The sequence below is a fragment of the Rossellomorea sp. QJM3NY_18 genome, assembly GCF_056173145.1.
In genome coordinates this window covers 1,077,356-1,089,588 of sequence record NZ_CM149659.1, presented here as the reverse complement: position 1 = coordinate 1,089,588, position 12,233 = coordinate 1,077,356, and the positions used below count along the sequence as shown (strand labels likewise).

The 12,233-nt window shown below is 44.6% G+C and carries 12 protein-coding genes; 5 read left to right on the top strand and 7 right to left on the bottom strand.

Translation table 11 applies throughout. From position 1 onward, the window contains the following. The first annotated feature begins 70 nt into the window (after positions 1–70). Positions 71–3,238 (top strand): bifunctional cytochrome P450/NADPH--P450 reductase, encoded by a 3,168-nt coding sequence (locus tag AC0VXY_RS05650; protein WP_475527229.1) that lies wholly within the window; start codon positions 71–73, stop codon positions 3,236–3,238. A 230-nt stretch (positions 3,239–3,468) separates the two neighbouring features. Here the strand turns inward: AC0VXY_RS05650 and AC0VXY_RS05645 are convergent, their stop codons facing one another. From AC0VXY_RS05645 to AC0VXY_RS05635, 3 genes are all read right to left on the bottom strand, one after another. Further along, complete coding sequence (locus AC0VXY_RS05645; RefSeq protein ID WP_435992537.1) at positions 3,469–4,335, bottom strand: AraC family transcriptional regulator; 867 nt, start codon at positions 4,333–4,335, stop codon at positions 3,469–3,471. 116 nt (positions 4,336–4,451) lie between these two features. Then, complete coding sequence (locus AC0VXY_RS05640; protein ID WP_435992539.1) at positions 4,452–5,897, bottom strand: DEAD/DEAH box helicase; 1,446 nt, start codon at positions 5,895–5,897, stop codon at positions 4,452–4,454. A 644-nt stretch (positions 5,898–6,541) separates the two neighbouring features. Next, entirely contained in the window at positions 6,542–6,742 is a 201-nt protein-coding gene (locus AC0VXY_RS05635) for a cold-shock protein (RefSeq protein ID WP_060671790.1), read from the bottom strand. A gap of 245 nt (positions 6,743–6,987) precedes the next feature. Here AC0VXY_RS05635 and AC0VXY_RS05630 point away from each other — a divergent pair, with 245 nt between their 5' ends. Further along, complete coding sequence (locus AC0VXY_RS05630; RefSeq protein ID WP_435992543.1) at positions 6,988–7,200, top strand: hypothetical protein; 213 nt, start codon at positions 6,988–6,990, stop codon at positions 7,198–7,200. Positions 7,201–7,280: 80 nt separating this feature from the next. On the opposite strand, the gene AC0VXY_RS05625 is transcribed toward AC0VXY_RS05630, so the two are convergent. The 3 genes from AC0VXY_RS05625 to AC0VXY_RS05615 form a co-directional block, all read right to left on the bottom strand. Further along, positions 7,281–7,481 carry a cold-shock protein gene (locus AC0VXY_RS05625; RefSeq protein WP_034762311.1) on the bottom strand — a complete coding sequence of 67 codons (201 nt, stop codon included), beginning with the start codon at positions 7,479–7,481 and terminating at the stop codon, positions 7,281–7,283. A 336-nt stretch (positions 7,482–7,817) separates the two neighbouring features. Then, complete coding sequence (locus tag AC0VXY_RS05620; RefSeq protein WP_082386265.1) at positions 7,818–7,964, bottom strand: DUF3934 family protein; 147 nt, start codon at positions 7,962–7,964, stop codon at positions 7,818–7,820. Between the two features lie 85 nt (positions 7,965–8,049). Continuing rightward, on the bottom strand, positions 8,050–8,823 hold the full coding sequence (locus AC0VXY_RS05615; protein ID WP_475527228.1) for a MerR family transcriptional regulator: 774 nt from the start codon (positions 8,821–8,823) through the stop codon (positions 8,050–8,052). Between the two features lie 155 nt (positions 8,824–8,978). Between AC0VXY_RS05615 and rluF the strand changes: the two genes are divergently transcribed. The 3 genes from rluF to AC0VXY_RS05600 all read left to right on the top strand — a co-directional run bounded on the left by rluF (position 8,979) and on the right by AC0VXY_RS05600 (position 11,487). Beyond that, positions 8,979–9,686: a 23S rRNA pseudouridine(2604) synthase RluF gene (gene rluF, locus AC0VXY_RS05610; protein WP_060671787.1), complete on the top strand. Its 708-nt coding sequence runs from the start codon at positions 8,979–8,981 to the stop codon at positions 9,684–9,686. A 170-nt stretch (positions 9,687–9,856) separates the two neighbouring features. Beyond that, entirely contained in the window at positions 9,857–10,474 is a 618-nt protein-coding gene (locus AC0VXY_RS05605) for a DUF47 domain-containing protein (RefSeq protein ID WP_258264417.1), read from the top strand. A 14-nt stretch (positions 10,475–10,488) separates the two neighbouring features. Continuing rightward, on the top strand, positions 10,489–11,487 hold the full coding sequence (locus AC0VXY_RS05600) for an inorganic phosphate transporter (protein ID WP_475527227.1): 999 nt from the start codon (positions 10,489–10,491) through the stop codon (positions 11,485–11,487). Positions 11,488–11,716: 229 nt separating this feature from the next. Here AC0VXY_RS05600 and AC0VXY_RS05595 read toward each other — a convergent pair whose 3' ends face one another. Then, on the bottom strand, positions 11,717–12,190 hold the full coding sequence (locus tag AC0VXY_RS05595) for a response regulator (RefSeq protein ID WP_475527226.1): 474 nt from the start codon (positions 12,188–12,190) through the stop codon (positions 11,717–11,719). Positions 12,191–12,233 lie beyond the last annotated feature (43 nt).

Sequence of the window (12,233 nt, the reverse complement as noted above, 5' to 3'; positions counted from 1 at the left end):
TTTCTCATGCCCCAACCGGAATGAACGTTCATTCCGTAATAACCAATCCATTATACGAGGTGAAGGAACCATGACACAACAATCTCAATATCCACAACCGAAAACATATGGACCACTCGGGAGTTTGCCCGTTATTGATAAAGAAAAACCACTACAATCATTTATGAAGCTTGCCAGAGAACTGGGACCAATCTATCAGTTCCAGTTTCCAGGCAGAATGAGCACCTTTGTGTCCAGCGCTTCCCTTGCAAAAGAAATATGCGATGAAACCCGTTTTGATAAGAAAGTCGGACCTGCCCTGCAAAAAGTGAGAGCATTCGGTGGTGACGGCCTTTTTACCAGTGAAACGACAGAGATGAACTGGAAGAAGGCTCATAACATCCTACTGCCAAGTTTCAGCCAGCAGGCCATGAAAGGATACCACTCAAAGATGGTGGATCTCGCCACCCAGCTCATTCAAAAATGGGCACGCTTGAATCCTGCAGATGAAATCGATGTCCCTGAGGATATGACCCGTCTGACCCTGGATACCATCGGACTCTGTGGTTTCAATTACCGTTTTAACAGCTTCTACCGGGAAACCTCCCACCCCTTTGTCGACAGTATGGTCCGGGCTCTGGATGAAGCGATGAACCAATCACAGCGCCTCGGTCTTCAAGATAAACTGATGATCAAATCGAAAAAACAATTCAGGGAAGATATCGAGTACATGTTCTCCCTTGTCGACGAATTGATTGCCGACCGCAAGGCGAATGGGGATCTGGGGGAAGATGACCTCCTCTCGTATATGGTGAAAGGAACAGATCCTGAAACAGGAGAGGCACTCAGTGACGAAAACATCCGCTTTCAAATCATTACCTTCTTGATTGCAGGTCACGAAACGACGAGTGGACTCCTCTCCTTCGCCCTTTACTACCTGATGAATCATCCCGAAAAACTGAAAAAGGCTCAGGAGGAAGTCGACCGCGTCGTTGGCGATAACATTCCGGAATATAAACAAGTGAAACAGTTGAAGTATGTCCGCATGGTCCTGAATGAAACGCTGAGACTGTGGCCGACCGCCCCTGCATTTTCTGTTTATGCGAAAAACGACACCACTCTTGATGGCAAATATGATGTCAAAAAAGATGATGTGTTCACACTCGTCATTCCTGAATTACACCGGGATTCATCCGTCTGGGGGGATGACGTGGAAGCATTCATACCTGAACGTTTTGAGGACCCGTCTTCCATTCCCTATCACGCGTACAAACCGTTTGGAAATGGACAGCGTGCCTGCATTGGTCAGCAGTTTGCCCTTCATGAAGCGACACTGGTGCTCGGCATGGTCCTGCAGCACTTTGACCTGATCGATCATCAAAACTATCAACTGGATGTCAAAGAGACGCTGACTCTGAAGCCCGATGGATTAACGATGCGGGTCACACCCCGTAAGCCTGCCATGGCATTCTCTGTCGCTTCCTCCGAAGAAACAAAACCGGAAAAAGCGGCCGCACCTGTCCCGGCAGAATCATCTCACGGCACGCCTTTACTCGTCCTTTATGGTTCAAATATGGGAACGGCGGAAGGAATTGCCCGGGATCTAGGGGAAACAGGTCGTCAACAAGGATTCCGGACAGAGGTAGCTCCATTAGATGAGTACAGTGATGGACTCCCAACAGAAGGAGCGGTCATCGTGGTCTCTGCTTCCTACAACGGAAACCCACCTGACAATGCTGGTCAATTCATTTCCATGCTGAAAGAAAGTGAGTCTGATGACTTTGAAGGTGTCCATTACGCAGTGTTCGGATGTGGTGACCATAACTGGGCTACTACGTATCAGAGGATCCCTAACTTCATAGATGACCAGTTGTTTGAAAAAGGCGGGCACCGCATCGCAGAAATCGGGCACGGTGATGCAAGCGGTGACTTTGAAGGGGATTATGAAAAATGGGCGGAGACTCTTTGGCCGAATCTGGCTGATGACTTAAACATCGAACTCCATCAGAATGATCAATCAAACAGCTCGATTACAATGAACTACGTCAGTGATGTGAGTGATACACCGCTTGCTCACACTCACCATGCCTTTACAGCGATGGTGAATGAGAATACAGAGTTACAACACGCAGAAAGTGGCAGGAACACGAGACATATCGCCCTCTCTCTTCCAGAAGGTGTTACCTATAAGGAAGGCGATCATATCGGGGTCCTTCCGCAAAATCCATCGTCTCTTGTCGAGCGAGTGCTCAGTCGATTCAACCTGAACGGACAGGACTTCGTGACATTAACGGGCGATTCCGGTAAAGCGGCACACCTCCCTACAGAAAAGCCTGTAAAACTTTATGAACTACTGGCCAATTATGTAGAGTTCCAAGAACCCGCTACACGTTCTCAAATCAGGACTCTTGCAGCTCACACCGTCTGCCCTCCTCACGTCGTTGAGCTCGATGAACTCCTGAAAGATGAAACGTATAAAGAGGCAGTATTAAGTAAACGAATAACGATGCTCGATCTTGTGGAAAAGTACATGGCATGTGAAATACCGTTTGAAAGCTTCCTTGCACTTCTCCCTTCATTAAAGGCACGCTATTATTCAATCTCAAGCTCACCTTTATATAAAAACGGAGAAGCAACCATCACCGTCAGCGTCGTCCGTGGAGATGCCTGGAGCGGACATGGTGAATACAAAGGAATCGCATCCAACTACCTGGCAGAGCGATCCCTTGGAGACAAAATCGCCTGCTTTATCTCTACACCACAATCGAACTTCCAGCTGCCTGAAGACACGGAAACTCCGATTGTCATGATTGGACCGGGAACGGGAATCGCACCATTCAGAGGATTCATCCAGGCACGTAGCATTCTGAAGGAGCAAGGAAAATTACTCGGCGAAGCACATCTCTACTTTGGTTGCCGAAATCCTGAGCACGATTACCTGTACCAGGATGAATTGGAGAAAGCAGCACAAGAAGGAATCGTCACACTTCACACGGCATTCTCAAGATGCCCGGGTCAAGAAAAAGCATATGTCCAGCATCGACTGGCAGAAAATGCAGAAGAAATCCTGCCGCTAATAAAAAATGGCGGACGCCTATACATTTGTGGTGACGGCAGTAAAATGGCTCCGGATGTCGAACAGACATTAGGAGAAAGCTACATGCGTTTCTATCAAACATCGAAAGAAGAAGCCGACCGCTGGATAAGATCATTGGAAGAGGATGGTCGATACGCGAAGGATGTTTGGGCAGGGGCATGAGGTAAGAGAAGCGAATCCTTATAGGGTTCGCTTTTTTTAGTGATCATAATGGATTCGGACGTGTGAAACGTACTATGTGAGTGTTTCGCCGTTAAAATTGAAATTTCGCCGATAAAACGGTTCTACTTCCAACTGGCCCCCCCCCCCTCACTCGTTCATCGTATTTCTCCCAAATATAAATCCCGACCAATAAAAAAACAGCGAATCCAAATGAATTCGCTGCCTCTTCCTCACTTTTTCCTGACTGGTATCCATATTTCACTTCTAAATGCATCAGACTTAACGTCTTTATTTTCATTCCACAATATCTCCGGTCCCTTAGCTTGTTCGTAGCTTGAAGTTGGAAACCACTCAGAATAGATTCTCCCCCATACCTGCTGTAAAGTGTCCGGAAATGGGCCGACCGCTTCAAATACTGCCCAAGTTAGATTGGGGACATCAAGTTTCGATAAGTCGTGGGGACATTCCTCTGTTGTGGCTGCGCCAATATAATGATCAAGCTCCCCTTTCTCTTCCATTCTGCCCTCGGAAAAGTTGATGGATGCACTAATCAATCCTTGTGGTTCCACATTTGATAGGCTCTTTAACCTCTTGATCATTTTCTCATCCAGGCTCTGCCACATTTCTGCAATGTCAGGGTTCACACCATTAAACATGATCGGCACCCGCTTCATGATTCCTACAATGGAAAACGGTTCTTTCTCTGTGATTCGATAATTCATTTCATTGCCTCCTTTGATGGATAACTGAAAGGTCATAGGTGGAAATGATTTGAGTGAATGGCCTTTCGCTTGTGACGGAGTAATCCCATGCATTTTTTGAAAGACTCTCGTAAAGGAATCGGGTGATGAGTAGCCATATTTTAAGGCTATATCAATAACCCTTACATCTCCGTTCTGCAGTTCAAGTGCCGCCATCGTCAAACGTCGGCGCCGGATGTATTCAGACAGTGAAATTCCTGCAAGGAACGAAAACATCCGTTTAAAGTGATATTCCGAGCAATAGGCACGCTTTGCCGCTTTTTCATAATTTATTTCTTCCGTCAGGTTTTCTTCAATATATCGTAAAGCGTCATTCATCGTCTTCAATGTATCCATTCCATGACCTCCTTCTTCATAAGAATAGCAAGAATAAAAGGAATCAACCCGACATATCGTGCCCCATGTTGCAGGATGTAAAAAAAAGACCTCCTCACTGGAGAAGGCCACTACATTTATTTCCTTGCTTCATGTACCTTAAGCATCTTCCCTTTTACCGTCGTTTTCTTCATGGCTTGCAAAACCAAGGGCCCTTTTCCATTGAGAATCTCCACATACGACAGATTTTCCTGGATTGTGATGATTCCAATGTCTTCAGCCGTCACTCCATTGATTTTCGCAATCGTTCCGACAAAATCGACTGCCCTGATTTTCTTTTTCTTCCCGCCATTGAAATAGAGCTTCATGATGTCTCTGTTCAGCTGCTGACTTTTGTCCATTTTAAAATCGGGTTCCTCATCCAGCTTCCGTTCAAAATCTTGTTTTGCCATATCCACGGCTTCCCGTGTAGGTGCTGTATACTTAGGGATCACAAATCCGATATACTCCTCAATCTCACTTAGGAATTTCTCTTCATATGGCGTGCAGAACGTAATCGCTTTACCTGTCTGACCTGCTCTCCCCGTTCTCCCGGTACGGTGTACATAACTTTCTTTCTCCATGGGAATATCATAATTAATCACGTGGGTGATGTTCTCGATATCGATCCCCCGTGCAGCCACATCCGTTGCCACAAGGTACCGGAAATCCCCCCGCTTGAAATCGTCCATCACTTCAAATCTGGCTTCCTGAATCATGCCGCCATGGATCTTATCCACAGGGTAACCTGAACGGTCCAGCTCTTCACATAACGTATCCACATTTTCCTTCGTTCGGCAAAAGATGATGCAGCTATCGGGATTTTCTACGGTCGTCACGTTTTTCAGAATGGAGATCTTTTCCTCTTCTCTCACTTCAAGAAGAGAATGCTCGATTTTATCCGTCGTGATTCCCGTTGCCTTGATTTCAATATGAACAGGTTGCTTCATATATTTATGACAGAGTGATTCTACATCCTCTGGTAATGTCGCAGAGAATGTCAGCGTCACACGATGAGATGGGAGTTCCTGAATAATCGCTTCGACTTGATCGATAAAGCCCATGTTAAGCATTTCATCAGCTTCATCAATAACAAGGTACGCTAATCTATCCAGTGGAAAGGTCCCTTTTTCAATATGATCGAGGACACGGCCGGGTGTACCGACGACGATATGATTTTTCTGCTTCAACTCGAGCTTCTGGCGATGAAAAGGGGATTTCCCGTATACTGCTGCCGCTTTGATCCGCTTATATCTCCCAATATTGGTGATATCTTCTTGGACTTGAACCGCAAGCTCTCGTGTCGGGGTCAAAATCAACGCCTGGGGTTTATTTTCTTCCCACTCTACCATCTCGCATAGGGGAATTCCAAAAGAAGCCGTCTTTCCGCTCCCCGTTTGAGAACGGACAACAAGATCTTTTTTCTCTAAAGCAAGTGGGAGTACTTTGGATTGTACTTCTGTAGGAGCTTCATATCCTAAACCGGACAATGCCCTTACAATCTCTCCACTGAGCTTATAATCCTTAAAATGTTTAATTGACATATCATAACCTCATTTATTTTCACTTATTTTCATAGAAAAGCACAAATTCTATTCGCAAAAGCACGCCCTAATAAATTCTTTTCAAATTTATTTAGGTAATCCCCCAATAGTGTGTTATGCTTTACCTAACCATTTTTAACTTGTAACATGTTGTCTCCGGGACCGACGAACGCTGTCGGTCCCTTTTTATATCTAAAGCGCAGGCGGCTCGTTTAGAGGCGACAAGCATAAGACGAACCGGCTGGAAAGGCGTTCTTTGCCTTTTTGGCCGGTTTGACTTATGACCTCGAGCCTCTAGCCGCCGGAGCTGGAAGATATCTAAAGCGCAGGCGGCTTGCCCAGAGGCGACAAGCATAAGATGAATGGGCCGAGAAGGCGCTCTTTGCCTTCTTGGACCATTTAGCTTATGACCTCGAGCCTCTAGCCGCCGGAGCTAGCAGTCTCTAAAGCGCAGGCGGCTCGCCCAGAGGCGACAAGCATAAGATGAATGGGCCGAGAAGGCGCTCTTTGCCTTCTTGGACCATTTAGCTTATGACCTCGAGCCTCTAGCCGCCGGAGCTAGAAGATACCCTAAAGCGCAGGCGGCTCGTTCAGCCCCGACAAAAAAAAGGACTCTCCTGAGAGAGTCCCTTCATCAAAAGCTATTACGCTTTGTTTACGTTAGTCGCTTGAAGTCCACGTTGACCTTGCTCAGTGTCAAATGTAACTTTTTGACCTTCGTCTAAAGATTTGAATCCTTCGCCTTGAATAGCTGAGAAATGTACGAATACGTCTTCTCCGCCTTCGATTTCGATGAAACCGAATCCTTTTTCTGCGTTAAACCATTTTACTGTACCTTCTTGCATGTGTGTATCCTCCTGTGTGGATGTTGCATCCACGATTTATTACTATAGTTGCTCAATTAGATGTTAAAGGTGAAAAGTTTATAACTTATTCTTTCCTTACATACCGAACAAAAATAATTCTTTCTTAGAATAACAGATAATCTCATAAAAAGCAAATCGATTTGAATTTTCTTTTCAAACTTTCTCTTCATAAAGGAGAATGCTGTTCCTTTGTCGAAAGTAAGAGGTATAAAGGGGATGACCCAATGAATAAAAACACACTATTCAAAAACCTTAGTCAAGCAAGTCGCGGAAATTTCTTTACTATCGAACTCCCTGTCTCTTCCAAAGAAGAAGCAGCAGCTCTTGAAAAGGCAGCAACTGAATTAGAAAGGGAAGGCAAAATCAAGATCAGGGAATGTACATTGAAGGAAACTTCCTTCTACATCCAGGGAATCATGAAATACGCTTTAACGTAAAGACGTGGTGCCTAATAACAGGCACCTGTTTTTCAAACGAAAAAAGGACCCTCAGAGAGGGTCCTTTTTTCTTAAAGCAATTAGATTTTGTTAACGTTAGTCGCTTGAAGTCCGCGTTGACCTTGCTCAGTTTCAAATGAAACTTTTTGACCTTCGTCTAAAGATTTAAATCCTTCGCCTTGGATAGCTGAGAAATGTACGAATACATCTTCTCCACCTTCGATTTCGATGAAACCGAAACCTTTTTCTGCGTTAAACCATTTTACTGTACCTTCTTGCATATGTGTATCCTCCTGTGTGGACTTAATATCCACGGTTTATTACTATTATTGCTCAATTAGATATCAAAGGCGAAAAGTTTAAATACTTTCATTCCTTACAGACCGAACAAAAATAATTCTTTCTTAGAATAACAGGAAATCGTAAAAAAAGCAAATTCTTTTTTATTTCTTTTTAAAAATAGGCTTTAAAGATCGTTGTTCTCCCCAACCAATGCATTCATGTAGGTTTCTGACATTATACAATAGAAAGAACATACCATTTCTCTTCTTTTACTCCAGCAAGATGAAAAAAAGCAGAAAAAAAGCCCACTCCCAAAAGGAAATGGACGTGTATTCTTAATCTTCCTGCTTGTTTCCGTGTTTAACACCTTTACTCGTATAAGGCTTGTTGCTCTTTTTCTTATTGGCGCCTGCCTGCCACCGGTTCCAGCCTTTCTTGCCGGTGCCCTGGCCTGTTCCGCTCTTTTTCTTAGGTTTACTCATTTTTTCACTCCGTTATGATCAGGTTCATTCTTTCAAGTTCATCTCCATATCATAACACGGATTAGTGTAGCAGGGTACTTCTTGTTTATTCCACTTCTTTTTTCTGTCCAGTATAAATGTGGATCGCATCCCTCAGGAATTCAGCCACTCCCTCTTGTTCTGCATCATAATAGCCCTTGAATCGCTCATCATCCACGTACATCTGAGAGAGTCCTGCATGAGCTTCCTTGCTGTAGTGACCCCAATAGAAGGAGATCCACTGTCTGTGAAGATCAGCCGCTTTCTGTGCCATATCACTTCCAGGATCACCCTGTTGAAATGCTTCCCTCAGCCTTTTTTTGATTTCCTGCTCTAATCCTGTGACCTTTTTATACTCTTCCTGTGACATGTTCATGACTTTCGCGTTGGATTCGTCCACTCTCTTGTCACCATATTTCTCCCGCACTTCTTTCCCATACTTTTTCTCATTCTCTTCCACCATGCTTTCTTTGAATCCTTCAAATTTTTCTTTATCCGCCATGGTAATTCTCCCTTCCTTTACACAGAGTGTTTTATCCACATTCGCAATCAGTTGATCAAGCTGAGCGCGTCTGTTCAGTAACATTTCCCGGTGTTTCCGTAGTGCAAGTGTTGCGTCAAAGGCAGGATCATCCAGAATATCCTTGATTTCATCCAGTCCAACACCTAATTCTTTGTAAAAGAGGATCTGCTGCAGGCGGTCGACTTCTTCCTGTCCGTAAATCCTGTATCCTGATGAATTGGTCCTGGCCGGCTTCAGAAGCTCAATTTCATCATAATATCGGATAGTCCTAGTGCTCACCCCAGCGATCTCTCCCAATTTTTTAACGGTATATTCCATGATGTCACCTCCTGACAATTCTTACTTTACAGGTTGACGCAGCGTTAATGTAAAGGGTTTTTCCTCAAAAAACCCCGAATGTGGATTTCCTTGAAAATAAAGTGCCAGTCCGATATTCTTAGTATAGTCATTATGAGTATAAGGTTGTGTTGAATATGCGAATTAATAAATATATCAGTGAAGCCGGAAAGGCGTCGAGACGCGGTGCCGATAAGCTGATCACAGAAGGCAGGGTCACGATCAACGGACGGGTCGCGAAGATCGGTGACCAAGTGAACCCCGGTGACGATGTGTTGGTGAGCGGAGCACCTGTAAGAGTCGCCAGGAATAATGTGTACATCGCTCTGAATAAACCTGTCGGAATAACGAGTACGACAGAAAAAGGGGTCAAGGGGAATATCGTGGATCTCGTTAATCATCCCTTAAGAATATTCAATATCGGACGCCTGGACAAGGACTCCGATGGACTGATTCTCCTGACGAACGACGGGGATATCGTCAATGAAATCCTCCGTGCGGAGAATCAGCATGAGAAGGAATACATTGTCACGGTTGACCGGCCGATTTCAGAAGACTTTCTCAAGCAGATGTCAGAGGGTGTCAAGATTCTTGGAACGAAAACACTGCCTTGTAAAGTAGAGCAGATTTCGAAGTATGTATTTCAAATCACGCTCACCCAAGGATTGAACCGACAGATCCGCCGCATGTGTGAAGCTCTTGGATACGAGGTATACAGACTGCAGCGTACACGCATCATGAATATTCAATTAGGAAATCTTCCAGTGGGACAATGGCGCGATCTTTCCAAAAAAGAAAAGACGCGATTGTTTCAGGATTTAGATTACGAACCAAAGGAATGGTAATAATAGACGGGTCCGGTGCCTTGACTGCCTAACAGTCGGGGCACCGGCCTTTTTTTATCCTGTCACGCTTTTAAGAAACAAACGGATTTGCTCTTCTTATTTTCAATAATATACGCTATTATTAAATAGTTTAGAAATTCTAACTAGATTTTGTGGAGGTTTGAGAACACATGGTTTTCAAGAAAAAGGATAAATTCGCCATTCTTCTTAGTCAAATAGCTGGTAATTTGAAAGTGAGTGCGCATTATTTTGCTGATTATAAACTGAATAATGTGAGTGATTTAAAAGAATTTTCAGGTACGATGAAGGATTATGAAACAAAAGGGGATTCTTTTGTGCATGAAGTCATTTTGGACTTGAATAAAGTCTTCATCACACCGATTGAGCGGGAAGATATCCTGGCGCTGGCTATGAGTATGGATGATGTACTGGATGGGCTCGAGCATACATCCGCTATGTTTGAAATGTATTCGATCACCCAGGCAGACGAATATATGCTGAAGTTTGTAGAAGCGATCCGCCAATGTTCTGATGAGATTGAATCGGCTGTCGAACTTCTCTCTACAAAAAAATGGCTCCAGATCAGAGAGCATGCCATCAAGATCAAAGATTTAGAATCAAAATGTGATGGCATCCTTCGTCAATCCATCAAGCATCTCTTCCATACGGAAAAGGATCCGATTCGTATCATTCAATACAAGGAGATCTATGAAGAGCTTGAGGAAATCGCGGACTATTGTCAGAACGTGGCCAACACGTTTGAAACCATTATTATGAAGAATGCATAAGGAGTCTTACAGGAATGGATACAATTTTAATTTTAACCATACTTATCGTTGTTGGGGCCCTTGCATTTGATTTCATTAACGGGTTCCATGATACAGCCAATGCCATCGCGACAGCTGTATCGACAAAGGCACTAAAGCCAAGGCATGCCATCATCCTGGCAGCCGTCATGAATTTTGCGGGCGCTCTCGCTTTCACAGGAGTCGCCAAAACGATCACCAAGGACATCGTCGACCCCTTTTCCCTGGAAAACGGGACCATCGTCATCCTGGCAGCGCTTCTTGCAGCGATCACATGGAATTTAGTGACGTGGTATTACGGGATACCGAGCAGTTCCTCCCATGCATTGATCGGGGCGATCGCAGGGGCGGCCATCGCGGCGGCAGGTGTCTCGGCACTCAATTATAACGGGTTCATTAAAATCATCCAGGCGTTGATTTTTTCACCCCTTTTGGCTTTTGTGATTGGATTCATCATCTATAGCATATTCAAGGTCGTGTTCAAGAATCGGAATTTGGCGAAAACGAACCGGAATTTCCGGTCGATCCAGATTGCGACAGCGGCACTTCAATCCTTTACCCATGGAACAAATGATGCGCAAAAAGCGATGGGGATCATCACCATGGCCCTGATCGTGAACAATTATCAAACCTCCGCTGATATACAGACGTGGGTTCAGGTTTCCTGTGCAACAGCCATGGGGCTCGGAACCTCGATCGGTGGATGGAAAATCATCAAAACCGTTGGGGGAAAGATCATGAAGATCCGACCGGTAAATGGAGTGGCAGCAGACTTGACAGGAGCAGCCGTCATTTTTGGTGCAACGGTGATTCATTTACCTGTCAGTACGACCCACGTCATCTCCTCTTCGATCCTTGGGGTGGGTTCTGCTCACAGATTGAGGGGTGTGAAATGGGGAACAGCTAAAAGGATGTTGATCACATGGGTCATCACATTGCCCATTTCGGCAAGTCTTGCCGCCATCTTCTTTTATATCTTGAATGTATTTTTCTAATAAAAAGGAAGTCAGAAGGGAGAATCCTCCCCTTTGACTTCCTTTTATTGTTGAGCTTTTAGATGCCTACGCTCGAACCCCAGGTAACGCTTGCCTTGGAAGGTCAATTCCTCCTCGTCCCCTTCGACAAAGCATCCCATAATCTGTATCGTGATGGATTCTAATGATGACAAATAAAAAAAGCCCAGCCCCACCTGTGATTCTGTGAGGGGCTGACGACAAAACGAATTCACCCTGTTGGATGCTTCATCTTATCCATGATCATCGTAAAATAATTCTTCTTCACCGGTCCCGGTGCATGGGGGATTTCGTATAATACTGGTTCTTTTTTCTCCATGAGTTTTGAAGAATATACTTGCGTTCCTTCCATCATACGGCGAATGGAAGAGGTCAATTCTTCACTCGGACTATCCTTCAATAAGTAACCGTCTGCACCGGTGTCCTGTACCCTTTCCAGATATCCCTCTTTAGGGAATGTTGCAAGAACCAGCAGTCGACATTCCAACACTTCCAGAGGTCCGTCCCTCAGTAAATGTTCGATGTCAAGGATAAGGAGGTCTGGTTGCATGTAGTGGATGAGTTCCAGTGCATGATCTCTGTCTCTCGCCTTTCCGACTATTTCCATATCGTCTTCAAGGTTCAGTAGTGAACCGATTGTTCCTAACACCCATTCTTCATCCTCTGCTATCACAATGCGAATCATATGCGTCCTCTCCTTTTTACACCGTATCAAGTAAAGACTCTCC